The sequence below is a fragment of the Ammonifex thiophilus genome (assembly GCF_003368535.1).
GTDB classification, from domain to species: Bacteria; Bacillota; Desulfotomaculia; order Desulfotomaculales; family Ammonificaceae; genus Ammonifex; species Ammonifex thiophilus.
On sequence record NZ_QSLN01000001.1, the window covers coordinates 246,272 to 268,702 of the forward strand.

23 protein-coding genes and 2 tRNA genes are annotated in these 22,431 nt (G+C 60.9%); 16 read left to right on the top strand and 9 right to left on the bottom strand.

The window, feature by feature from the left end:
* The first annotated feature begins 145 nt into the window (after positions 1–145).
* Both DXX99_RS01425 and DXX99_RS01430 read left to right on the top strand, forming a co-directional pair.
* Positions 146–703, top strand: coding sequence for a DUF5666 domain-containing protein (locus DXX99_RS01425; RefSeq protein WP_134642925.1), 558 nt, complete (start codon positions 146–148; stop codon positions 701–703).
* Positions 704–824: 121 nt separating this feature from the next.
* Entirely contained in the window at positions 825–1,886 is a 1,062-nt protein-coding gene (locus DXX99_RS01430; RefSeq protein WP_115791734.1) for a 3-isopropylmalate dehydrogenase, read from the top strand.
* Here the strand turns inward: DXX99_RS01430 and cbiQ are convergent.
* The 3 genes from cbiQ to cbiM are packed head-to-tail and all read right to left on the bottom strand — an operon-like array spanning position 1,878 to position 3,772.
* Positions 1,878–2,771: a cobalt ECF transporter T component CbiQ gene (cbiQ, locus tag DXX99_RS01435; RefSeq protein ID WP_115791735.1), complete on the bottom strand. Its 894-nt coding sequence runs from the start codon at positions 2,769–2,771 to the stop codon at positions 1,878–1,880. The two genes, DXX99_RS01430 and cbiQ, sit on opposite strands and share 9 nt — an antisense overlap.
* Positions 2,768–3,085 carry a PDGLE domain-containing protein gene (locus DXX99_RS11645; RefSeq protein ID WP_115791736.1) on the bottom strand — a complete coding sequence of 106 codons (318 nt, stop codon included), beginning with the start codon at positions 3,083–3,085 and terminating at the stop codon, positions 2,768–2,770. Before DXX99_RS11645 ends, cbiQ begins: the two co-directional genes overlap by 4 nt.
* Before the next feature lie 6 nt (positions 3,086–3,091).
* Positions 3,092–3,772, bottom strand: a complete 681-nt coding sequence (gene cbiM, locus DXX99_RS01445) for a cobalt transporter CbiM (protein ID WP_115791737.1) — start codon at positions 3,770–3,772, stop codon at positions 3,092–3,094.
* A gap of 325 nt (positions 3,773–4,097) precedes the next feature.
* On the opposite strand from cbiM, the gene DXX99_RS01450 reads away from it, so the two are divergent.
* Entirely contained in the window at positions 4,098–5,225 is a 1,128-nt protein-coding gene (locus DXX99_RS01450) for a tetratricopeptide repeat protein (protein ID WP_115791738.1), read from the top strand.
* Here the strand turns inward: DXX99_RS01450 and DXX99_RS01455 are convergent.
* The 6 genes from DXX99_RS01455 to rph all read right to left on the bottom strand — a co-directional run bounded on the left by DXX99_RS01455 (position 5,222) and on the right by rph (position 8,432).
* Positions 5,222–6,127 (bottom strand): radical SAM protein, encoded by a 906-nt coding sequence (locus tag DXX99_RS01455; protein WP_115791739.1) that lies wholly within the window; start codon positions 6,125–6,127, stop codon positions 5,222–5,224. The genes DXX99_RS01450 and DXX99_RS01455 overlap by 4 nt on opposite strands.
* Entirely contained in the window at positions 6,127–6,816 is a 690-nt protein-coding gene (locus tag DXX99_RS01460; RefSeq protein WP_115791740.1) for a Crp/Fnr family transcriptional regulator, read from the bottom strand. The genes DXX99_RS01455 and DXX99_RS01460 overlap by 1 nt, the downstream gene beginning before the upstream one ends.
* Positions 6,817–6,862: 46 nt before the next feature.
* A tRNA-Arg gene (locus DXX99_RS01465) sits at positions 6,863–6,938 on the bottom strand.
* 46 nt (positions 6,939–6,984) lie between these two features.
* Positions 6,985–7,058: transfer RNA gene (locus DXX99_RS01470), tRNA-Gly, on the bottom strand.
* Positions 7,059–7,096: 38 nt separating this feature from the next.
* On the bottom strand, positions 7,097–7,687 hold the full coding sequence (locus DXX99_RS01475) for an XTP/dITP diphosphatase (protein ID WP_115791741.1): 591 nt from the start codon (positions 7,685–7,687) through the stop codon (positions 7,097–7,099).
* Positions 7,659–8,432 (bottom strand): ribonuclease PH, encoded by a 774-nt coding sequence (gene rph / locus DXX99_RS01480; RefSeq protein WP_115791742.1) that lies wholly within the window; start codon positions 8,430–8,432, stop codon positions 7,659–7,661. The genes DXX99_RS01475 and rph overlap by 29 nt, the downstream gene beginning before the upstream one ends.
* 165 nt (positions 8,433–8,597) lie before the next feature.
* On the opposite strand from rph, the gene DXX99_RS01485 reads away from it, so the two are divergent.
* The 13 genes from DXX99_RS01485 (at position 8,598) to DXX99_RS01545 (ending at position 22,342) form a co-directional block, all read left to right on the top strand.
* Entirely contained in the window at positions 8,598–9,065 is a 468-nt protein-coding gene (locus DXX99_RS01485) for a CtsR family transcriptional regulator (protein WP_134642926.1), read from the top strand.
* Positions 9,066–9,089: 24 nt separating this feature from the next.
* Positions 9,090–9,623, top strand: a complete 534-nt coding sequence (locus tag DXX99_RS01490) for a UvrB/UvrC motif-containing protein (protein WP_115791744.1) — start codon at positions 9,090–9,092, stop codon at positions 9,621–9,623.
* Positions 9,598–10,674, top strand: a complete 1,077-nt coding sequence (locus DXX99_RS01495) for a protein arginine kinase (protein WP_115791745.1) — start codon at positions 9,598–9,600, stop codon at positions 10,672–10,674. Before DXX99_RS01490 ends, DXX99_RS01495 begins: the two co-directional genes overlap by 26 nt.
* Entirely contained in the window at positions 10,674–13,112 is a 2,439-nt protein-coding gene (locus DXX99_RS01500) for an ATP-dependent Clp protease ATP-binding subunit (RefSeq protein ID WP_115791746.1), read from the top strand. The genes DXX99_RS01495 and DXX99_RS01500 overlap by 1 nt, the downstream gene beginning before the upstream one ends.
* A 67-nt stretch (positions 13,113–13,179) precedes the next feature.
* Positions 13,180–13,845, top strand: coding sequence for a murein hydrolase activator EnvC family protein (locus DXX99_RS01505; protein ID WP_115791747.1), 666 nt, complete (start codon positions 13,180–13,182; stop codon positions 13,843–13,845).
* 9 nt (positions 13,846–13,854) lie between these two features.
* The gene (locus DXX99_RS01510; protein ID WP_115791748.1) at positions 13,855–15,714 is read left to right on the top strand and encodes a TIGR03960 family B12-binding radical SAM protein; all 1,860 of its coding nucleotides are present in this window, start codon (positions 13,855–13,857) and stop codon (positions 15,712–15,714) included.
* Positions 15,686–16,375 carry a TIGR03936 family radical SAM-associated protein gene (locus DXX99_RS01515; RefSeq protein WP_115791903.1) on the top strand — a complete coding sequence of 230 codons (690 nt, stop codon included), beginning with the start codon at positions 15,686–15,688 and terminating at the stop codon, positions 16,373–16,375. The genes DXX99_RS01510 and DXX99_RS01515 overlap by 29 nt, the downstream gene beginning before the upstream one ends.
* 23 nt (positions 16,376–16,398) lie before the next feature.
* Positions 16,399–18,561: an FtsK/SpoIIIE family DNA translocase gene (locus tag DXX99_RS01520; RefSeq protein ID WP_115791749.1), complete on the top strand. Its 2,163-nt coding sequence runs from the start codon at positions 16,399–16,401 to the stop codon at positions 18,559–18,561.
* 84 nt (positions 18,562–18,645) lie between these two features.
* Positions 18,646–19,386 (top strand): helix-turn-helix domain-containing protein, encoded by a 741-nt coding sequence (locus DXX99_RS01525; RefSeq protein WP_115791750.1) that lies wholly within the window; start codon positions 18,646–18,648, stop codon positions 19,384–19,386.
* Positions 19,383–20,693 (top strand): 30S ribosomal protein S12 methylthiotransferase RimO, encoded by a 1,311-nt coding sequence (gene rimO / locus DXX99_RS01530; RefSeq protein ID WP_115791751.1) that lies wholly within the window; start codon positions 19,383–19,385, stop codon positions 20,691–20,693. Before DXX99_RS01525 ends, rimO begins: the two co-directional genes overlap by 4 nt.
* A gap of 4 nt (positions 20,694–20,697) precedes the next feature.
* Positions 20,698–21,042, top strand: a complete 345-nt coding sequence (locus DXX99_RS01535; protein WP_115791752.1) for a histidine triad nucleotide-binding protein — start codon at positions 20,698–20,700, stop codon at positions 21,040–21,042.
* A gap of 120 nt (positions 21,043–21,162) precedes the next feature.
* Positions 21,163–21,489, top strand: a complete 327-nt coding sequence (locus tag DXX99_RS01540) for an ArsR/SmtB family transcription factor (protein WP_240610780.1) — start codon at positions 21,163–21,165, stop codon at positions 21,487–21,489.
* A gap of 37 nt (positions 21,490–21,526) precedes the next feature.
* Positions 21,527–22,342 carry a sulfite exporter TauE/SafE family protein gene (locus DXX99_RS01545; protein ID WP_115791754.1) on the top strand — a complete coding sequence of 272 codons (816 nt, stop codon included), beginning with the start codon at positions 21,527–21,529 and terminating at the stop codon, positions 22,340–22,342.
* The last annotated feature ends 89 nt before the right edge of the window (positions 22,343–22,431 follow it).

Here is a 22,431-nt window from a genome sequence, read left to right on the forward strand (position 1 = left end):
TCGTTTCAGCTGGCGCAAAACTTTACCGGGAGACCCTCAGAAAGGCGCCGAGAAGTTCGTAATTAACCGATGGGAGGTGAGAAAAGGGGAGCGGAGGCGAGAAGGTGACCGGGGGACCAAACTCTGACTAAGTGAGGTGGTAAGGGTGAGGCGAGTTAAACTGCTGGTAAGTGGGCTTCTGGTCCTGGCCCTCCTAGCAGCGGCGGTCTGGCCGGCTCTGGCCGATCAGGGCAGAGGGGACACTTTGCGCCTGCACCAGCGGGACCGACTGCGCGATTGCACCTCGGTGGAGGCCAAGGTTTACGCGGAAAAGAGCCTACCTCCGGAATTGGTGACGGCAGTGGAGAAGTTGAACCTGGAGCAGCTTAGGGCTCTGGACCGGCTGGTGCACCTCCGGATAAAGGAGCTTAAGCCCACCGTGGAATTTTCCGGCGAGGTGAGTGCGGTTTCGGGCAACACCTTCACCGTGACCCGGGGCGGCAAGAAGGGTGGCCAGGAGAGCAAAACCTTCACTTTGACGTCTGACACCAAGATTGAAGCCAAGGGGAAGGGCAGCGCCACCTTGGAGCGGGGGCAGCGGGTAAAGGTTAAGGCCACCAAGGAGGGGAAAGCTCTGGAGGTGCGCATACTGCCGGCTGCCAAGTTCCGGGCTGGAGGGCACGGGAACTCAGGAGCTCAAGTTAAGGTCGAAGTAGCTAGATAGCTTCCGGTCGGGTCGGCTTAAAGGGGGGAGCTTTAGCAAGCTCCCCCTTTTTCATTGACAAGAGTTTTGGGAGGGGGTAAAATTGCGGCTAAATTCCGGAATACTGGGGGGTTAGAGGAGTTTGACTTATAGGATTGCGGTGATTCCAGGGGACGGCACGGGGCCGGAGCAGGTCCGGGAAGGACTTAAGGTGCTGGAAGCGGTGGCGCAGCTCGAGGGCTTCAAGTACGAAACTGTGATCTACGACTTTGGCGGGGAGCGCTACCTGCGCACAGGGGAGACCTTGCCGGACGGCGCCATCGAGGAGCTCAAGCAGTTTCACGCCATCTACCTGGGTGCTATCGGCCATCCGGACGTTAAGCCGGGCATTCTGGAAAAAGGGATTCTTCTGCGGCTGCGCTTCGAGCTCGATCAGTATATCAACCTCCGTCCGGTGAAGCTTTATCCCGGGGTGGAGACCCCGCTCAAAGATAAAGGTCCGGAGGACATCGACTTCGTGGTAGTGCGGGAGAACACGGAGGGGCTTTACTGCGGAGCCGGGGGCTTTCTGCGGCGCGGCACCAGGGATGAGGTGGCCCTCCAGATTTCCATCAACACTTACAAAGGGGTGGAGCGGTGCGTCCGCTACGCTTTCGAGTATTGCCGCAAGCGTAACAAGAAAAAGAAGGTTACTCTTTGCGGCAAAACCAACGTCCTGACCTACGCTTTCGACCTCTGGGAGCGGGTCTTCCACGCCGTAGGGGAGGAGTATCCGGACATCACCCGTGATTACGCCCATGTGGATGCCATCTGCATGTGGATGGTGAAGAATCCCGAGTGGTTCGACGTCATCGTCACCGACAACATGTTCGGCGACATCATAACCGACTTGGGTGCCATAATTCAGGGGGGCCTGGGCATCGCTGCCGGCGGCAACATCAATCCCCAAGGAGTATCCATGTTCGAGCCCATTGGCGGCTCGGCTCCCAAGTACGCCGGCAAAAACCAGATAAACCCGCTGGCGGCCATCCTGGCTCTGGCCATGCTGCTGGAGCACCTAGGAGAGGAAAGGGCAGCGGCCCGGATAGAGCGGGCGGTGCAGGAGGTCTGCTCCAAGCACCTCAAGAGCTTGGCGGCGGGGCGCATGGGCTACACCACCAGCGAGGTAGGGGACCTGGTGGTGCGCTACCTCGATTTAAAGTAAGCACCTGTCCAGATAAAGTAGGGCGGCCACCAGGGCAAGGGAGGTCAGACTGAAGACCAGATCGGCGCGGCCAAAGTGGTAGGGTATTAAGGAGCGGGGCTCGCCGGTGTAGCCCCTGGCCTGCATGGCCTGGTAAACCTCCTCGCTTAGAGCTTGAGTTCGCACTAGCACATTCCCGATTAGGGAGGCTAGGAAGCGCCTCTTTTCTTTGGCCGGTGGCGGTCCCACTAGGCGAAACCGGTAAGCTTCGAAAGTTTCCACTGAGAGCTGAAGCAGCAGGAAGATGTAGCGCAGGGTCATCTCCAAGATGAGGATGAAGAGCTGGGGCACCCGGAAGACGCGGAGCGCCTTGAGCAACCGGGGCCAAGAGGTGGTAAGGGTGAGGAGAATCACCCAGGAAACGGAGTCGGCGGCTCGCAGCACGATGGTGGCCGCCCCTTGCAGTCCCTGGACGGTGATGGTAAGCGGTGCCTGGAAGTGGTAATTTCCTAGGTGAAAGCTCACTTCCGGTATGAGGGTGCAGACGGGATCTCCCGGCGTTATCCAGTTAAAAATGGCGGGGAAGGCCATCACGCCGGTGAAGAGGGGGATAAAAAGCCACACCCTGGCCAGGTAAAGCTTGAGGGGGAGGCGTGAGAGAAAGGCTACCGCCAACGTTAGAAGGTTCAGCAGCACCAGGGTGGTGAGGTGGTGGGCCAATCCCACCACCCCTATGAAGGCCACCGTGGCCACCACCTTGGTGCGGGGATCGAGGGATTGGTAAAGCCCCGGTTGCCGGGCCATAGCAGTGGCGAAGAGTTCGTCGGCGAAAACCCGATGGATTTCCTTCAGGTTTTTCTCTACGAAGCCTGCACCTCGGCACCGGGGTGCAGGCTTCGCGCTCATTTCTCCGATCGGGCCAGGAGACGGCCCAGGAGGTAGGCTACCAGCGCTATCAGCACCACTCCTACCACGGCGGCTACGATGTACCCTACAGCTTGCTGGGCGAAGGTTTTGTCGAATCCTGGAATGCTATAGTCCGGCAGTAAAGCGTGCCACGTCTCTTCTAGTTTGGCCAGCCCTTCCGGCACCATACCCAACATTTCCTTAAGCTCGTCGCTGCCCCACTCCCCCCAGGCAGTTCCTTTGGCCAAGAGCCCCAGAGGAGAAAGGATGATGAGTACCACTATCCAGAACCACAGCTTACGGTACACCGGCATACCCGCCTACCTCCTTTCCAGGGCGGCGTCGAAGAAGAGCTCTTCCTGGTGGGCTTTCTGCAGGTAGTAGACCACCAGGCCAGTGATGATGGCCTCCACTATTCCCGCTACGGTCAGGTGGGCGAACATCATGGCCGGTATGGACTTGCTGAGGTCGTAGGGGCAGTAAAGGGGTACGCCGGTGGGGGACTTGAATAGAAGCGGCTGAACGCCGAACTCCACCGCGGCGCAGAAGGCGGCGGCGTTGATCCCCACGTAGCTCCCCACCATGCTAGCTAATACCCGGCGCTTGCCGCCAGCGTTTAAAGCCCGGTATACGGCGTAGCCCAGAAAGGGCAGGACGAAGGCCATGTTGAAGCAGTTGGCTCCTATGGCCCAGATTCCACCGTCGCCGAAAACTAAAGCTTGGATGATGAGGGCAATAGAAACGGCGATGCAGGCGGCCCACGGTCCGAGGACGATAGCGGCCAGCGTCCCTCCCACCGCGTGAGCGGTGGTGCCGTCGGGGACGGGCACGTTGAACATCATGATGACGAAGCTGAAAGCGGCCGCCAGAGCCAGCAGGGGCACCTGCTTGGCCTTCAGGGTTTCTCTGGTTTTCTTGACCGCCGCGGCCCAGATAGGGATCATGGCTGCATAAAAAACCGCACAGGTAGAGGGGCTAAGATAGCCGTCAGGGATGTGCATAACCTTTTCCTCCCTTTAAAAGGTTTTTGGGTAACACGCTTCCAGCCTTCTTTTATCACCCCCTCGGCAAAAAAGCCACGGCAAGCCACCCTTGCGGCCTCCGTGGCCGGTTTTTCGCTGGCTCCAGCCAGCTTATTCCAGAAGGTGAAGAAATCGTAGTGCCGCCTCCGTCTTCTCGTCAATCTGCGCCTCCGAATTTGAACTCCGGTGTGCGAGCGAATAAGATCTTTGTCGCAATATTTTGCCCGTAAATTAGCAGGATAAGTCCGCTATCACCGCTAATTTTATTGATGGTAAACAATGGGCAGAAAAGGAGGAGCTGGTGATGATACATTTTTGGGGCAACCCTTGGACGGCGGTGAAGCACGGGCTGCACCAGGGGTTCTTCCTGCTGACGGCGAGGTTAAGCGAAGCGGTAGGGGCCAAGCGCGCGTCCCTGTGGTTTCTGGAGAAGTTGCTCGGGCGCTTTCCCCGCCACCGTCGCCTTCATTTGTGGGCGGGGCGGCTCTGCTTTCAGCTGGGGCGGCTGCAGCGGGCGTTTTTCCACCTCCTGGCGGCTTGGCCTCGGCTGGGAGAAGAGGAGCTTACGGGGGAAAGGATCGGGACTCTGGCCGGCAACCTGCCCCGGCGGGACGCCGCCTGGATCCTGGCTACGGTGGGGGATTACTGGCGGCGCAAGGGGGAGGCGAGGCGGGCTTTGTCCTTCTTCGATCGGGCCCTGGCTCTGGGTTGCGCCAGCGCGGCGCTCCTTTCTAGCCGCGGTCTTTGCCTGCTAGCGCTGGGTTCGGTGGAAGAGGCCCTGCGTAACTTCCAGGAGGCGCGGCTTCTAGGGGGCAGAAACGCGGCTCTCAGCTTCAATATGGCCGTGGCCTTAAGCCGCTTGGGGCGCTACGGGGAAGCCTTGCGCTACTATGAGGAAGCCAGGCGGCTGGGATTTGGAGGGGCGGAGCTTCACAACAACCTGGGCTTTTGCCTCTATCACCTGCACCGCTACCAGGAGGCCGAGTTTCACTTTGCCGAGGCCTACCGCCTGTCCTCCGGTGATATCGAGGTGGGGAGCAACCTGGCCGCCTGCTACCTGAAGATGGGAAGGGCGGAGGAGGCTTTGAGGCTCCTGGAGAAGCTGCAGCAGCGGTACCCTCGCGATCCGGTGCTGCTCAACAACCTGGCCTTTGCCCTGGAAAGTTGCGGCCGAAAGGAGGAAGCTCTCAAGCTCTATCAGGAGGCGGCGGAGCTGGCCGGTGAGGGCGAGAATCACCTTTATCTTCTGAACCTGGCTTCCTGCTTGGTAGATCTGGGGCGCTACGCCGAAGCTCTGGCTCTGTGCCACCGGCTGGCCGGTAAGGTGAACGACCGGCGCCTGTGGAGCCTGCGGGCCAGTATCTCGGCCGAGCTGGGCGAAGTTCCCGCGGCTACCGAGTATTACCGCCGAGCTCTTGGCCTCACTGGCTAGTCCCGGTAGACCCGCAGGCCCCGCTTTGAAGCCGCTTCCACGGCGGCACGGTACTCCTGGGAGGTAATGCGACGGTTGAGAGGAGGGAACTCGTGGGCGCGGTAGGCGGGGTAGTACTGGGCCATGACGTTGACGAAGCAGCGCGGGGAAACTTCCCGGGCCAGGAACTCCATCACTTCCTCCGTGCCAGCCAGGTTTTCTGGCAAAACCAGATGGCGCACCAAAAGCCCGCGCACCGCCAGGCCCCGCTCGTCGATTTCTAAATCCCCCACTTGCCGCTGCATCTCTTTAAGTGCCGCTTTGGCCACCTCAGGGTAGTCACGCACTCCGGAGTACTTGGCTGCCGCCCTGGCGTCGGCATACTTGAAGTCGGGCATGTAGATGTCCACAATGCCGTCGAGCAAAGCTAAGGTTTCCAGGGACTCGTAGCCGCTGGTGTTGTAGACTATGGGGAGAGCCAGGCCCCGCTTGCTGGCGCGGTAAAGAGCGGCTAGGATGTGGGGAACAAAGTGGGTGGGGGTTACCAGGTTTATGTTGTGGCAGCCTCGAGCCTGAAGCCTTAGCATGATGCGGCTAAGTTCCCTTATGCTTATCGGGCTTCCTTCTCCGAGTTGGCTTATTTCGTAGTTCTGGCAGTAGACGCATTTGAGAGGGCAGTAGGTAAAAAAAATGGTGCCGGAGCCGAAGAGCCCTACCAGCGGGGCTTCCTCGCCGAAATGGGGGCCGTAACTGGACACCACCACTTCCCGTCCGGCCCGGCAGATCCCTCTTTCGCCCTGCAGGCGGTTGACCCCGCACCGGCGCGGGCAGAGGTTGCAGGCCTGCAGGCGGCGGAAGCCTTCGGCTATCCGGCGGGAGAATTCCTGAGGAGAAAGCTTTTTATAGGCGGGGATAAAGTCCATTAAACCACCCAGCTGGCCAGTTTTTGGGGGTCGCGTATGGTTATCTCCCTTCCCTCCATCTCGATAGAGCCCTCTTTCTTGAAGGTGTTCAGGAGGGAGGTCACTGTCTGGCGGGTGGTACCGATCATACCGGCCAGCTCTTCGTGGGTGAGGCGCAGCTTGATGTGTATGCCCTCCTCGTCCCTTATGCCGCAACTCTCCCCCATTTTGAGAAGGAGTAGGGCCAGCCGGCCCGGCACCTGCCAGCAGACGAGTTCATGCACCAGCGCCTCTGCTTCCCGCATCCGAGCGGCCAAGGTTTTACTGACTTTCAGGGCCAAGCGATGGTTCTCAGTGAGCAGCTCTACGAAGTCGCTCTTGCTGACGATGGTGAGGGTGACGTCGGTGATGGCGCCGGCGAAGCAGGTGCGCCTGCCGTGGTAAAGGGCCTCCGCCAGCCCTATGAGCTCGCCGGGGTTGCGGATGGCCCCCACGGTTACTTCCCGCCCGTTAGCGGTGAGACGGTAGATTTTGACCCAGCCCTTCTCCAGAAGGTAGACCCGGTCGGCTATTTCCTCCGGGGCCCAGAGGATATGCCCCTTGGGGTAGCTCACCGTGGTCCCCAGGCTGCGCAGTAGTTCCTTTTCATCTTCGCTCAGATAGAGCGGCTCGCGCCGAAGGGAAGCTTCGTTTTGCAAGTTCTGAGTCATACCGGCGTAACCTCCATCCCCAGGCAGGTGGAAGAGGGCAAAATTATGGCGTCCCGGGAGGGATTCGAACCCCCGACCAACAGCTTAGAAGGCTGCTGCTCTGTCCGCTGAGCTACCGGGACGCTTCATATATGGAAAGTGGCCTTTAAGGCCACTTGCTCTTCCACCTGGAGCGGGTGATGGGAATCGAACCCACGTAGCCGGCTTGGAAGGCCGGTGCTCTACCACTGAGCTACACCCGCATGCTCATATACCATTATACCTAAAGGTCGGGTGCTAGTCAAAGTGAGCGCAGAATCTCCTTTATCTTGGCCAGGGCGCGAGCGCGGTGGCTGATCTGGTTTTTCACCTCCAAAGGGAGCTCGGCGAAAGTCCGGCCATACTCCGGGAGGAAGAAAACAGGGTCGTAACCGAAACCTTCTCTTCCCCGTGGCTCCTCTAAGATGTATCCTTCCACCGTTCCTTCGGCCAGGTACTCCCTACCTTCAGGGGTGACCACGGCGATAACGCAGCGGAAGCGGGCTTTGCGCTTTTCCCAGGGCACACCCTCCAAGAGCTTTAAAAGCAAGGCTATGTTCGCGACGTCGTCTCCCTGGCGGCCGGCGAAGCGAGCGGAGCGAACGCCGGGGGCGCCCCCGAGATAGTCCACCTCTAGGCCGGAGTCGTCGGCCAGCGCCACCTCACCTGTGAGGGAAGCCACGGTCCGGGCCTTGGCGAGGGCGTTGGCGGCAAAAGTTTCGCCCGTCTCCTCTATCTCCGGGAGATCGGGGTAAGAGGTTAGAGGCACTACTTCCCAGCCCAGAGGGGAAAGAAGCGCTTTTAGTTCCCGTAGCTTGCCTTCGTTACGGCTGGCCAGTACTATCTTCCGCATTCTCGTCCTGCCTCCCGATGAAACTCGCTAGCACTCCCAGAGCTTCCCGCTGCTTTTCGATGAGCACCTTCACCCCCTGGGCGGCCAGGTCGAGCATCAAGTTTAGCTCCTCGCGGGTGAAAGGCTTTCCCTCCGCCGTTCCCTGCACCTCCACCAGCTCCCCCTTGCCGGTCATCACCACGTTGAGGTCCACTTCGGCCACGGAATCCTCGGTGAAGGTGAGGTCCAAAAGATAGGTATCCTTGACCTTGCCCACGCTCACGGCCGCCACCAAATCTTTCACCGGCAGAGACTCGATCGCTCCTTCGTTGCGCAACCAGTCCAGGGCGTAGACCAGGGCTACGAATCCTCCTGTGATGGCGGCCGTGCGGGTGCCGCCATCGGCCTGGAGCACATCGCAGTCCACGATGATGGTGCGCTCTCCCAGAGCCTCCAGGTCCACCGCTGCCCGCAGCGAGCGGCCGATTAACCGCTGGATTTCCAGAGTCCGACCGCTGGGCCTCCCCTTGGTTACCTCGCGCAGGTTGCGGCTCTCGGTGGCCCTGGGAAGCATGCCGTACTCAGCTGTCACCCAGCCTTTGCCGGTGCCTTTGAGGAAGGGGGGCACCTTGTCGTCGATGGAGGCGGTGCAGAGAACCCGCGTATCTCCCATTTCAATGAGGCAGGAGCCCTCAGCATACTTGTTGTAGCCGGGGATCATCTTTACCGGCCTCAGTTCCCCCGTTCCCCGACCGTCCAGCCGCAAAGTAGTGTGGACCTCCTTCCTTATCTGCACCTGGCCTTCATTGTACCCGCTGTTCCTGCGGGAGCGCAAGCTTTCCTTGTTTTTCAGCGGTAACTCTTGCTTGACCTGCCAGCCGGCGCTATACTGAAAGGTAAAGGTAAGTTAAGGTTAGAAACGGTGGTGGAAATGCGCTCTCTGGCTGACGAGATCGAAGCTTATCTGCGGCAGCTGCTGGCGCAAAGCCCTACCGGTCAGGTGGTGGTAAGGCGAAGCGCGCTGGCGAGCAAGTTCGGCTGCACGCCGGCGCAGATCAACTACGTCTTAAGCACCCGTTTCACCGCCTGGCACGGCTTCTGCGTAGAAAGCCGCCGGGGCGGAGGGGGATTTCTGCGCATTTCCCGCCTCTGCCCCCCGGATTACCGGGAACTCTTGCGCAAATTGTGGCAGACTCTGGGAGGGAGTATAGGGGAGGTAGAGGCTTTAAACTTTCTCGCCCGCTTGCAAGAAGAGGGAATCCTATCTAACCGGGAGGTTCGCCTGATGCGCCACGTGCTCACCCACGGCTTGGTGGAGCTCCCCCCAATCTGGCGCTCGCGTCTGCGGGCGAGCTTGTTGCGGGCGCTGATAGGCGCGGCGCTGGGCGGCCAGGACTAAGACCTGTGAGGAGTGGTAAAACTTATGCTTTGCGAGCGTTGCCACAAGAGGCCGGCCACGGTACACTATACCGAAATAGTAAATAACCAGAAGAAGGAGTTGCATCTCTGCGAGGAGTGCGCCCGGGAAATGGGGGTAAGCTTCGGCTTTCCGCCGCAGTTTCCTTTCCACAGCCTCTTAAGCGGCCTCTTCTTCCCAGCGGGGGAAGAGGTAGAGGCGGAAAGAGAGGTTCGCTGCCCGCGCTGTGGCCTGACCGAGCGGGAGTTTGCTGCTAGAGGGCTCCTGGGCTGCCCCCAGTGCTATAGCGCTCTACGTCCGGCGGTAGAGCAGGTGCTGCGGCGGGTTCACGGAGTAGCCCGGCACACGGGCAAAGCGCCGCGGCGGCAAAAAGAGGTGGTGGGCAAGCTGACGGAGATCGAACGCTTGCGCCGGGAGCTGGCCGAAGCGGTGCGCAGGGAAGAGTACGAGCGGGCGGCCGAGTTGCGCGACAGGATAAGGGAGCTGGAGAAGAACACTGGAGGGAAGGCGGAGAATGGGTCTAAGGGAAACTCTGACTAACCCCCGAAGCCGCTGGATGGACGGGGACGGGCCGGAGGCCGACGTGGTGGTTTCCAGCCGGGTGCGTCTGGCCCGTAACTTGAAGGACTTCCTCTTTCCCCACCGGCTGAAGCCGACCCAGAAGGAAGAGGTGTTGCACGCCGTTTGGGTGGCAGCCAGCCGGCCCGAGGTGGCTTCCCGGGTGGGCAAGCTGGAATTGGTGCGCTTGGTCGACCTCACTCCTGTGGAGCGGCAGATCCTGGTGGAAAAGCACCTGGTAAGTCCCGACTTCATTAAGGGGGATCTGACCGGCCGGGGTTTGCTCCTGCGGGAGGATGAAGTGGTAAGCGTCATGATTAACGAGGAAGACCACCTGCGCATCCAGTGTCTTCTCCCGGGGCTGGAGTTGGAAGCTGCTTGGAAACTGGCCGATCAGGTAGACGATGCCCTGGAGCTCACCCTGGATTACGCCTACCACCAGAATTACGGCTACTTGACTGCCTGCCCCACCAATGTGGGTACGGGGCTCAGGGTGTCGAGTATGCTACACCTGCCGGGGCTGGTGCTGGTGGGGGCCATAGATGAGATGATAACCAACCTCAGTAAGTTGGGGCTGGCGGTGCGCGGCCTTTACGGAGAAGGAACGCGGGCGGCAGGAGATCTCTTCCAGATATCCAACCAGATAACCTTAGGGAGAGGCGAGGAAGAGATAGTCCGCCACCTCTACGGCATAATTCGCAAGCTCATCGCTCAGGAGAGGGAGAGCCGGGAAACGCTTTACCGGCAGAGGGAGCAACTGGAGGACCGTGTCTTTCGCGCCTACGGCATCCTGCGCTACGCCCGGGCCATCACTTCCCAGGAGGCGATGCGCTTACTTTCCGACCTGCGCCTGGGGGTAGCGCTGGGAATCATAAAAGGGGTACCCTTGGGCCTGGTGACGGAGCTCATGGTGCTCATCCAGCCGGCTCTCGTCATCAAGACGGTGGGGAAGAACCTTTCTCCCGGTGAGCGGGACGTGGTGCGGGCCCGGCTCATAAGGGAGAGGCTGGAGAATATCAAGGGGGTGAAGTGATGTTTGGGAGGTTTACCCGCAGAGCGCAGAAAGTTCTGCTTTTAGCGCAGGAAGAGGCGCGGCGCATGAACTACCCCTTCGTCGGGACGGAGCACATTTTGCTGGGGCTTTTGCGCGAGGGCGAAGGGGTAGCGGCCAAGGTACTTCAGAACCTGGGAATAAGTGCCGAGGCCGTGCGGGAGAAAGTGGAGCAGATAGTGGAGCGGGGGGAGGAGCCGGTACTGCACGAGGTCACCTTGACCCCGCGGGCCAAGCGGGTGCTGGAGCTGGCGGTGGACGAGGCGCGGCAGTTGGGGCACAACTATGTGGGCACCGAGCACCTGCTTCTGGGGCTCATCCGCGAGGGTGAAGGGGTGGCGGCCCAAGTCCTCACCATGTTCGGCGCCGATCTCGATAAGGTGCGGGCCCAGGTGCTGGAGATGCTAAACACCGGGGCACCCGGCGCGGCCCAGACTGGTCCCGCCGGCCGGAGCAAGACCCCGCTCCTGGACCAGTTCGGGCGCGACCTCACCCGGCTGGCGCGGGAAGACCGGCTTGACCCCGTGGTGGGACGGGAGAAGGAGATCGAGCGGGTGATCCAAATCCTCAGCCGCCGCACCAAGAACAACCCAGTGCTCATAGGCGATCCCGGTGTGGGCAAGACGGCCATTGTGGAGGGGCTGGCCCAGCGTATAGCCAAAGGTCAGGTGCCGGAGGTGCTGCTCAATAAGCGGGTGGTGGCTCTGGATCTGGCTTCGGTGGTGGCCGGCACCAAATACCGGGGTGAGTTCGAGGAAAGGCTCAAGAAGATAGTGGACGAGGTCAAGGCGGCGGGGAACGTGATTCTCTTCATCGACGAGCTGCACACCATCGTAGGAGCCGGTGCCGCCGAGGGAGCCATAGACGCGGCCAACATTTTAAAGCCGGTTCTGGCGCGGGGCGAACTGCAAACCATCGGTGCCACCACTTTGGACGAGTACCGCAAGCACATCGAGCGCGACCCTGCCCTGGAGCGCCGCTTCCAGCCGGTCATGGTGGGTGAGCCTACGGTGGAGGAGACCATCGCCATTCTTCGGGGCTTGCGCGACCGCTACGAAGCCCACCATCGGGTGCGCATAACGGACGAGGCCATAGAAGCCGCGGCCAAGCTTTCCCATCGCTATATCACCGACCGCTTCCTGCCCGACAAGGCCATCGACCTCATCGACGAAGCGGCTTCGAGGGTGCGCCTGCGGGCCTTCACTCCGCCCCCGGACCTTAAGGAGCTGGAGCAGAAGCTGGAGGAAATAAGGAAGGAGAAAGAGGCGGCGGTGGCGGCCCAAGAGTTCGAGAAGGCGGCGCAGCTGCGGGATCAAGAGGCCAAGATCAAGGCGGAGATCGAGGCCGCGCGCGAGGCCTGGCGGCAGAAGCAGAGCGACGGGGAGCTGGTGGTGACGGCGGAAGACGTAGCCGAGGTGGTTTCCAGCTGGACGGGGATTCCGGTGAAGCAGCTCAAGATGGAGGAGGCCGAGCGCCTGCTCAAGCTCGAGGAAATTCTGCACCAGCGGATCGTGGGGCAGGACGAAGCGGTGGCGGCAGTGGCGCGGGCCGTCCGGCGCGCGCGAGCGGGGCTCAAGGATCCGCGGCGGCCCATCGGCGTCTTTATCTTCCTCGGGCCTACCGGGGTAGGTAAGACGGAACTGGCCAAGGCGCTGGCAGAAGCCCTCTTTGGCGACGAAGAGGCCATGGTGCGCATCGACATGTCGGAGTACATGGAGCGGCACACCGTTTCCCGGTTGGTGGGGGCTCCTCCTGGCTACGTGGGCTACGAGGAGGGAGGGCAGCTTACCGAGGCGGTCAGGCGCCGTCCCTACACGGTGGTCCTCCTGGACGAAATTGAGAAGGCGCACCCCGACGTGTTTAACATCCTGCTGCAGATAATGGAGGACGGGCGCCTGACCGACGCCAAAGGGCGCACGGTGGACTTCAAAAACACGGTGATCATCATGACCTCCAATATCGGTGCCCGCTTCCTGAAGCGGGAGTCGCCCTTGGGCTTCCGCACGGAGGATGAGAAGGCGGCCTTCGAGTCGATGAAGGAAAAGATTTTGAAGGAGTTGGAGCGGACCTTCCGCCCCGAGTTCCTCAACCGGGTGGATGAGATCATCGTCTTTCATCCTCTTACCCCCGAGCACATCCGGGCTATAGTCGACCTCATGCTCAAGGACGTGGCCAAGCGCCTCAAGGAGCAGGGGGTGGAGGTCGAGTTCTCCGACGCCCTGAAGGAGCTGCTGGCGCAGAAGGGATACGACGAGAACTTCGGCGCTCGACCCCTCAGGCGCACCATCCAGCGCCTGGTGGAAGACAAGCTGTCGGAAGAGATGCTCAAGGGCACCTTTGCCAAGGGGGATAAGGTACTGGTGGATGTGGAGAACGGCGAAGTGGTGGTGAAGCGGGAGCCGGTGGGGGCCGGGGCTTAGAAGGTAATATTCTGCTCCTCCCCCTCGTAAATTGAGGTTACGAAGATCCCTAGGGGAGGGGGAGGACATGCCCAAGCTAGGATACCGGCCTCAACTTTCCCCCGTCCGGCCAAGACCAGGGCGCTCCCTTGTCCTGCAAGTGGTTGCGGCCCTGGTCCTTTTTCTGATAATTTGGGGCTTGAAGAAGAGCGACTCCTCCTGGAGTGCGCGGGTAGAAGAGGGGCTTCGCTGGGTACTCACCACCGAGTGGAACTACCGTCCGGTGATAGAACGCGTCCTGCGGCACGGGCTGGAAATGGTCAACCTGCAGATACCCTTCCTAGGAGAGGTGGCGCGCCCGGTAGGGGGGCCGGAGCCTTCCTCTCCGCTTTTGCCGGTCTCGGGTAAGGTGGTGCGCCCCTTCGGCTGGTACCGGGACGCGGACGGGCTGGAGCGCTTTAGCTCAGGTATACTAATTGCCGGTACGGGGGGCGCACCGGTTAAAGCAGTGGCGGAGGGCCTGGTGGTCAAGGTGGGCATAGATCCCACCTTAGGAAACTACGTCCTGGTGGACCAGGGGAACGGCGTGGTGGTCCTCTACGGGCAACTCGGTGAGGTGGCAGTGGCGGTAGGGCAGAAGGTCAAGCAGGGGGAAGTGCTGGGAAGGCTTGGAGCCAAGGGAGAGCTGCTCCTCGAGTACCGGGAGAGAGGGAAGCCGGTGGATCCTCTGAAAAAGCTGGGTTACACGAGGTGATACTCGATTTTGCCTGCGCTGGAAAAGCTCTTGCCCCGGGTGAGTAAGCCGGCTCGCTACGTGGGCGGGGAATACAATTCGGTGCGTAAGAACTGGGGTGGGGTGGAAGTAAAGATAGCCTTTGCCTTCCCCGATGTCTACGAGGTAGGGATGTCCTACCTCGGCTTGCAGATACTTTACCACGTAGTGAACTCCCGGCCGGACGCCCTGCTGGAGCGCGTTTTTGCTCCCTGGCCGGACATGGAGGCCTTGTTGCGCTCCAGGGGGATCCCCCTTTTCACTCTGGAGTCGCACCGGCCGGTTAAGGACTTCGATATCTTAGCCATCACCTTACAGTACGAACTCACCTACACCAACATCCTTAACCTGCTCGACCTGGCGGGAATTCCGCTTTTGGCTCGAGATAGGGGAGAGGACAAGCCCCTGGTGGTGGGAGGAGGGCCGTGCGCCTTTAACCCCGAGCCGCTGGCCCCCTTCTTTGATCTTTTCGTTCTAGGTGACGGGGAAGAGGCCGTTCACGAGCTCATAGATCTCTGGCGGGAGGTCAAGCGGCAGGGAGGGAGGAAGCAGGATTTCCTGCGCGAGCTTGCCCGCCGCCCCGGTTTCTACGTCCCTTCCCTTTACCGGCAGGAGGGCAGAGGGGTGGTTCCCCTTCATCCCGATGTGCCCGCGCGGGTCAAAAAAAGGGTAGTGGCGGAGCTTGATCGGGCATCCTTTCCCCTCAGGCCGGTGGTCCCCTGGGTGGAAGTGGTGCACGACCGGGCGATGATCGAAGTCTTTCGCGGCTGCACGCGCGGCTGCCGCTTTTGCCAGGCGGGGATGATCTACCGGCCGGTACGGGAAAGAACCGTACCGGTTCTGGTGCGGCAAGGGGAGGAAGTGATTCGGCACACCGGCTATGACGAACTGTCCCTGACTTCGCTCAGCACCGTGGACTACACCTGCCTTCTCCCCCTCCTGGACGGCCTTAAAAAGCTCAAGCTCTCCCACCCTTTAACGGTGTCTCTCCCCTCTCTGCGGGTGGACGCGTTTGCCGTAGGGGTGGCCGAGGGTTTGATGGCAGGGAGGAAGTCCTCCCTCACCTTTGCTCCGGAGGCGGGCACGCAGCGGTTGCGCAACGTCATCAACAAGAAAGTGACGGAAGAAGATTTGTTGCGGGCGGCCGAAGCCGCCTTCAAGGCCGGCTGGCAACGCCTCAAGCTCTACTTTATGGTAGGCCTCCCCACCGAGACGGAAGAAGATGTCAGGGGGATTGGAGAGCTGGTCCGGGCGGTGCTGGCGGTGGGCGAGAGGTGCGGGGTACCGCGCGGGCGCCTGCGGGTGGCGGTAAGCGTGGCCTGCTTTGTGCCCAAAGCCCATACCCCCTTCCAGTGGGAGCCGCAGATAAGCCAGGAGGAGTTGCAAAAAAGGCTCAGGCTCCTGCAGGCGGAGTTGCGACGGGAAAAGAGGGTGGAGCTCAGCTGGCACGAACCACGCATGAGTCTGCTGGAGGCGGTTTTCGCCCGGGGGGACCGGAACCTGGCTCCCGCCCTCTTGGAAGCCTGGCGGCGCGGGTGCCGCTTCGACGGCTGGCGAGAGCACTTCTCCTTCCCCCGCTGGGAGGAGGCTTTTGCGGCGGCGGGCGTAGATCCTTACGCTTACGCCTACCGCCGTTACGCCTACGACGAAGCTCTTCCCTGGGACCACCTGGATCCGGGGGTGAGCAAGGAGTTCCTGGTGGCGGAGCACCAGCGGGCCTACCGGGGAGAAACGACCCCGGACTGCCGGGAAGGTAAGTGCGTGGGCTGCGGGGTCTGCCCGAGCTTGGGAGTGCGCCCAGTGCTGGCGGAGGAGGGGAAGAGTGTATCGCTATCGGCTAGCCTTCCGTAAGGAGAGCCCGGCTTGCTGGGTGGGGCACCTAGACCTGGTGCGCCTCTTCGAGCAGGCCTTGCGCCGCTCCGCCCTTCCGGTGGTTTACTCCGGCGGCTTTAATCCTCGTCCCCGCCTGGTCTTCGCCGCTCCTCTGCCCGTGGGGGTCAGGGGTTTAAGGGAGCTGGTAGACGTTTACCTTTCTTCCCTCCTCTCCCCTGCTCTGATACAAGAGCGGCTGGCAGCGGTCCTCCCGCAAGGGCTGGCTTTAGTGGGGGTAAGGCGCGTCCCTCTGGAAGCACCGGCGCTTGCCTCCTTGGTAGCGGGAGCTGCCTACCGGGCGGAGGGAGAGTTGGCGGGAATAACCCCGAGGGAGGCAGAGACCACCAGGCAAGCGATCCTGGAGGCTTCTTCCCTTCCCTACCAGCGCCGGGGGCCCAAAGGAGCTAAGGAAGTTGACCTGCGTCCGGGAATCAGGCAGCTGCAGGTGGAAGTTAAAGGGGAGCAGGTGGTCTTGGAAATGCTGGTACGGGCCGGACAGGAAGGGAATGTACGGCCGGAAGAAGTGGTGGCCCTTTTTCTTAAAACCGGGGGTTTTGCCGGAGAACCAGAGGACTTTTATTACTGCCGCACGGCGCTTTTCGCGAAAGGCCCGGGAGAAAAACTGATACCGCTCTTTTGATTTGAGGGGGACCGAATTTAAGGGTGGCGCGCAAGAGAAAGAGGAATAACCGGAAGAAAAAGAGCGCCCAGCCGGGGCTCAAAAGCGCCCTCAACCGCGAAGTGGGCGGTTTTGCCCTTGTCTTGCTGGGCGTACTCGCCGCGGTGGCCCTCCTCTTTCCCGACGGGGGGAGCGTCATGGAAGGGCTGAGATACGCCGCTACCTCCCTGGCGGGAGAGGGTCGCTACCTCTTCCCCCTTTTCCTGGGCTGGACGGGCTATCTCTTGCTGAGAAAGGGCGCTTTGGCCGAGCAGGCGCTGCGCCTGGCAGGAGGCGCCGGGCTCCTAATCACGGTCCTGGTGCTCATCGACCTCTGGTTCTCTTCGCCGAGCTCTTCTTTGGGAGAAGCCCTGGTCCGCGGCTGGTGGGGGATAGGTGGTGGGGCGCTGGGGGCTCTGGGGAGCTACGCCTTGCGCTGGGCTTTCGGCCTTCCCGGCACCTATCTCCTTTTGGCTGGTCTCTCCTTGCTGAGCCTGGCGCTGGTCACCTCCACCCACCCCACGGAACTTTTCCGCCGGGGAGGATGGCTGCTCAAAAGTTTCGCCGGCAGGCTCAAGCAGCGCCTGGAAGGCTTTCTTTACGTGGAGGAGAAGGAAAAGGGAAAAATGGAAGAACTCCCTCCTCCGCCGCAGGAGGAGGTTTTGCCGGTGCTGATTACGGAAGAGCCGGAGGCCCCTTCCAGGGCAACTGCCGGAGAAAACCGCAGAGAGCCGCGCGTGGCACCCAAATCTCCGCCTTCGGATTACCAACCTCCCCCTCTGGAGCTGCTCTCTTTACCCCCGCGTCCCCGGACCGATGCCGGCAGGGAGATAAGCGCCAACGCTCGCTTGCTGGAGGACACCCTGGCCAGTTTCGGAATTAAAGTCAAGGTGACCCAGGTATCGTGCGGCCCCGCTGTTACCCGTTACGAGGTCCAGCCGGCTCCGGGGGTTAAAGTCAGCCGCATAGTGAGCCTGGCCGACGATATCGCCCTGGCCCTGGCTACCTCGGGCGTGCGCATAGAGGCTCCCATCCCCGGCAAGGCGGCCATAGGGATAGAGGTACCCAACCGCGAGGTGGCTCTGGTCTCTTTGCGGGAGATTTTGGAAAGCAAAGAGTTTCAGAATTCTCCTTCCCCCCTCACCGTTGCCCTGGGTAAGGGGATAGCCGGGCAGGTGGTGGTGGCCGACCTCATCGCTTGCCCGCACCTACTCATAGCGGGGGCCACCGGAGCGGGCAAAAGTGTGTGCCTCAACTCCCTTATTGTAAGCCTCCTCTACAAGTCGGGCCCGGATATTTTGAAGTTCGTGCTCATCGACCCCAAAATGGTGGAGCTCATGGTTTTCAACGACATTCCCCACCTGGTGTGCCCAGTGGTCACTGAAGCCAAGAAGGCGGCCGCCACCCTTAAGTGGCTGGTGCGCGAGATGGAGAGGCGCTACGAACTTCTGGCCTCGGCGGGGATGCGGGACATCGCCCGCTACAACCAGCTAAAGAAAGAGGAACCCCTGCCCTACATCGTGGTGGTCATTGATGAGCTGGCCGATCTCATGATGGTGGCACCGGTGGACGTCGAAGACGCCATATGCCGCCTGGCGCAAATGGCGCGGGCTGCCGGCATCCACCTGGTGGTGGCCACCCAGCGCCCCTCGGTGGACGTGATAACCGGGCTTATCAAAGCCAACATCCCCTCCCGCATCTCCTTCGCCGTTTCCTCTCAGGCGGACTCCCGCACCATCCTGGACATGGCAGGGGCGGAGAAGCTTTTGGGCAAGGGGGACATGCTTTTCAGCCCTGTGGGGAGCTCCAAGCCTATCCGCGTCCAGGGGGCGTACGTCAGCGACAAAGAAGTAGAGGCGGTGGTGGAGTACCTCAAGGAGCGAATTCAGGGGGAAAAGCCGGAGCCTCTGCCGCTGGAGGAGCTGGAGGAAGAGGCGGAGGTGGAGGAGGACGAGCTTTTGCCCCAGGCGGTGGAAATCGTGGTACGGGCCGGCCAGGCTTCGGCTTCGCTTCTGCAGCGTCGGCTGCGCATAGGCTACGCGCGGGCGGCGCGCCTCATCGACCTCATGGAGCGCAAGGGGATAGTCGGGCCTTTCGAGGGGAGCAAGCCGCGTCCCGTCCTCATCACCCTGGAGCAGTACTACACCCTCTTCGGCCGCCAAAAATAGCCCTGTTTCGCCCTAATTGACTATGTTCTAGTACCTGTGCTATAGTACGATTGGCTTTCTGTGCGCTTTGGGGGTGTGTGTCCCATGTCCCTCGGTGAGAGGCTGCGAGAAGCGCGGGAGGCGAAAGGCCTCTCGGTGGAGGAGGTAGCCGAGGCTACAAAGATAAGGAGCAAGTACCTAAGGGCGCTGGAAGAAGAGGATTTTGAGCTCCTCCCCGGGAGGGTCTACGCTAAGGCGTTTCTGCGCACCTACGCGCGTTTCTTGGGGCTGGACGAGATCCAGCTGGCCCAAGAATTCGATTCGCTCTGGCCTCCTCCTGCCGACTTCGGCCATCAGCCGCCGGCCCGGCTCCTGGAAGAGGAGGAGCCGAGCGGCTTAAGAGGCCTACGCACCATACTGGTGCTGCTACTGGCCATAGCCCTCCTTTTCGGCATCAATCAGGCCTACCAGCGGCTTAAAGGAGGCACGCCTGAGAAGCCTCCGCAGGTGGAAGAGGTGCAGAAGCCTCCAGCGAAGACGCCGGAAACCACTCTGCCCGCTGGCGAGTCTCAGCCGAGCGTTACTCCCAAGTCCATTACCTTAAAGCTCAGCGTAACCAACGACCGCTGCTGGATGCGGGTGGTGACCGATGGAGTGGTAGCCTTTGAGGGGGAGTTGCAGGCAGGACAGGAGAAAAGCTTTCAGGCCAACCACACCATCCAGCTGCGCCTGGGCAACGCGGGAGCAGTGGCCGTCTCACTCAACGGCAAGGATCTAGGGTACCTAGGAAGGCCAGGAGAGGTAGTCACCCGACAGTTTTCCGTGCATGAAGGTGGTAGCGGTTGAAGGTAGCGGCGGTCAGCCTGGGCTGCCCTAAGAACCGGGTGGATACGGAGATAATGCTGGGTCTTTTACGGGAAGCAGGCTTTTCCCCTACCCTCGATCTTTCCTCGGCGCAGTTAATCCTGGTCAACACCTGCGCCTTTATTGAGCCAGCCCAGCGCGAGGCCGTGGTCACCATACTGGAACTGGCCCAGCAGAAGAAAAAAGGGCAGGTGCTCTTGGTAACCGGATGCTTGGTGGAGCTTTTCGGCTCTTCCCTTCTGGAGGAGATGCCGGAGATCGACGGCCTTATCGGCACGGGGGCGCTCGACCGGGTGGTGAGCGCAGTTGGTGAGGCTCTGGAGGGAAGACGGCCCGTGTACTTGGCGCCTCCGGGTTTCTTGGGCAACGGCACCCCCCGGCTCCTTTCCACCCCTTCCTACTATGCTTATCTCAAGATCGCCGAGGGCTGCAGCCACCGGTGTAGTTTCTGCCGCATCCCCTACTTGCGCGGGCCTTACCGCAGCCGTCCGCCGGAAGAAGTTTTGCGCGAGGCAGCAGAGTTGGCGGAGAAGGGAGTCAAAGAGCTCATCTTGGTGGCTCAGGACACTACTTCCTGGGGCATAGACCTTTACGGGCGACCTTCGCTCGCCTTGCTCCTGCAGGAGCTGGCGACTCTAGAAAAGGTAAAGTGGATTAGAATCCTTTACGCCCACCCGGCCAGTATTACGGACGAGCTTTTAGAAGCCATGGCAAAAGAGGATAAAATCTGTCGCTACCTCGATCTCCCTTTGCAGCACCTTTCTCCACGGATTTTGAAGCGTATGGGGCGCCCGCTTATCGATCCTTATCGTCTGGTGCAAAGGGTAAGGAAAGCTCTGCCCGGGGTGGTCTTGCGGACCACCTTCATCGTAGGGTTCCCGGGAGAAGAGAAAGAGGACTTTGCTCTCCTTTTGCGCGGAGTGCGGGAGCTGGGTTTTGAGCGGATAGGAATCTTCCCCTACTACCGGGAGGAGGGGACTCCAGCTGCTTCTCTACCGGAGCAGGTTCCGGAAGAGGAGAAGAGGCGCCGTTACCGGCGCCTGGCTTTCCTGGCCAGAAAATTAAGCCGCTGGCGGCTCCGCCGACTGGTGGGAAAGGAAATCACGGTTCTGGTGGAAGGGGAAAAGGGGAGGTTTTACCGAGGGCGGAGTGAGGGCGACGCTCCCGAGATCGACGGGTGGGTATACCTCCGGACTGATGAGCCTTTGCAGCCGGGTGATTTCGTGCGTGCCCGGGTGACCAAGGCGCGCACTTACGACCTAGAGGCAGAGGTGCTGGAAAGGAGGTGAAAAGGTGGAAGATTGCGTCTTTTGTCGCATCGTACGCAAAGAGATTCCGGCTGCTATCGTTTACGAGGACGAGGAGATCCTAGGCTTCAAGGACATAAACCCCGTAGCTCCTATTCACCTGCTCTTCATACCCAAAAAGCACATCGCCACTTTCTTCGACCTCACCCCGGAGGACGAAGCCCTGATTGGGCGCTTGCACCGGGCGGTGGTGCAAGTGGCGCGAGAGATGAAGCTCGAGGAGCAGGGCTTCCGGCTAGTGGCCAACTGCCAGCGTGGAGGCGGGCAGCTCATTTTCCACCTCCATTACCACCTGATTGCCGGCCGTCCGCTCAACTGGCCTCCGGGCTAAACCTTCTTTCGGTCCGAAAACTTGGCGGCAACCCCGGAGAAAGCACTTCCCGGGGTTGTTTGTTATATGACTATATGCTAATATAGTCATATAGGAAAGGAGGTGGAAGAGGTGAAGGAGATGAGGCTGGAGTTGGCAGCTGAGTTACTGCGGGCCTTAAGCCACCCATTGCGGCTGAAGATACTTGATTTTCTGCGGGCGGGCGAGCGGTGCGTCTGCGAGATCATCCCGGCGGTAGGGGCGGAGCAGTCGGTGGTCTCTAAGCACCTATCGGTGCTGCGGCAGGCGGGAATTCTTGAGGCCCGGAAGGATGGCTTAAGGGTGCTCTACCGCATCCGCGACCCGGCGGTGCTGGAGCTTTGCGATTTGGCGCGGGAGATCGTGGCGCGGCGGCTTGGGGAGCTGGCCAAGGTGGCTATGAGTTTCCAAAAGCCTCCTGAGGAATAAGAGGCGATCAAAGTGTTGAAAAAGGGAGGAAAGAAAAGTGCAATACCTGATCTTTTTCTTAGTGGGGATTCCGGCGGGCATAATAGGTGGGCTCTTAGGTACCGGCGGCTGCGTGCTGATGATGCCGGTGATTCGCTTCGGCTTTCACTTCGACCCGGCGGTGGCCGTGGGTACCACGCTTACGGCAGTGGTTTTCACGGCTGGTTCCGGCGCCTACCAGCACTTCAAGATGAAGAATGTGGATGCTGAGACGGCGGCAATTGTCGGCTACAGCGGCGTTCTGGGGGTTATACTGGGAAGCATCGTTTTCGGCTACCTGAAGCCTTACGGGCACCTGATCGACCTCATCGTGGGTTTGGCTTTTATCCTTCCGGCGGTGCGGATGCTTTACGAGGGACTGGTTGTGGCGCCGCGGCAGGCAAAAGCCGGTGGACAGGCTGCCGGAACACCCGGCACGAACTCAGCGCCTCCCAAGGTGCCCGGCTCGCCGGTGAGCAAGAGCGTCCTCGGCTCGGTAATCGGTTTTCTGACGGGAGTCATCGGTCTCGGTGGCGGCTATGCGCTGGTGCCGGCGTTCCTTTACGTCCTGCGCGGCCCAATGAAGCTGGCCATCGGCACCAGTATGGCCTCCTTCATCTGGATGGCGCTGGTGGGGGCCGTTTTTAAGCTTTACCAGCACGTGGTGGACATCCCGACGGCGGTGTGTCTTGGCATCGGCGCCGTGATCGGAGCGCTTTACGGGGCGAAGCTGGTGGCCCGGGTGAAGACGGCGACTTTGAAAGCGCTTTTCGGCGTGGTCTTCATCTACGTGGCGCTCAAGTACATCCTGATTTACTTTGGCGTTGCCATTTAGAAAAACGGGGGAGCGCGGGGGGCTGTAATCCCCCCTCAATTCATTGAGGGGATACACGGACCCCCTCGCGGTATAATGGCATAAAGGCT

Excerpts from the sequence above, each read along its gene's own strand:
- cbiQ (WP_115791735.1), bottom strand. The coding sequence starts at position 2,771 with ATGAGCGCGAAGCCTGCACCCCGGTGCCGAGGTGCAGGCTTCGTAGAG.
- DXX99_RS11645 (WP_115791736.1), bottom strand. The coding sequence starts at position 3,085 with ATGCCGGTGTACCGTAAGCTGTGGTTCTGGATAGTGGTACTCATCATC.
- cbiM (WP_115791737.1), bottom strand. The coding sequence starts at position 3,772 with ATGCACATCCCTGACGGCTATCTTAGCCCCTCTACCTGTGCGGTTTTT.
- DXX99_RS01450 (WP_115791738.1), top strand. The coding sequence starts at position 4,098 with ATGATACATTTTTGGGGCAACCCTTGGACGGCGGTGAAGCACGGGCTG.
- DXX99_RS01455 (WP_115791739.1), bottom strand. The coding sequence starts at position 6,127 with ATGGACTTTATCCCCGCCTATAAAAAGCTTTCTCCTCAGGAATTCTCC.
- DXX99_RS01460 (WP_115791740.1), bottom strand. The coding sequence starts at position 6,816 with ATGACTCAGAACTTGCAAAACGAAGCTTCCCTTCGGCGCGAGCCGCTC.
- DXX99_RS01475 (WP_115791741.1), bottom strand. The coding sequence starts at position 7,687 with ATGCGGAAGATAGTACTGGCCAGCCGTAACGAAGGCAAGCTACGGGAA.
- DXX99_RS01485 (WP_134642926.1), top strand. The coding sequence starts at position 8,598 with ATGCGCTCTCTGGCTGACGAGATCGAAGCTTATCTGCGGCAGCTGCTG.
- DXX99_RS01490 (WP_115791744.1), top strand. The coding sequence starts at position 9,090 with ATGCTTTGCGAGCGTTGCCACAAGAGGCCGGCCACGGTACACTATACC.
- DXX99_RS01495 (WP_115791745.1), top strand. The coding sequence starts at position 9,598 with ATGGGTCTAAGGGAAACTCTGACTAACCCCCGAAGCCGCTGGATGGAC.
- DXX99_RS01500 (WP_115791746.1), top strand. The coding sequence starts at position 10,674 with ATGTTTGGGAGGTTTACCCGCAGAGCGCAGAAAGTTCTGCTTTTAGCG.
- DXX99_RS01505 (WP_115791747.1), top strand. The coding sequence starts at position 13,180 with ATGCCCAAGCTAGGATACCGGCCTCAACTTTCCCCCGTCCGGCCAAGA.
- DXX99_RS01525 (WP_115791750.1), top strand. The coding sequence starts at position 18,646 with ATGTCCCTCGGTGAGAGGCTGCGAGAAGCGCGGGAGGCGAAAGGCCTC.
- DXX99_RS01540 (WP_240610780.1), top strand. The coding sequence starts at position 21,163 with ATGAGGCTGGAGTTGGCAGCTGAGTTACTGCGGGCCTTAAGCCACCCA.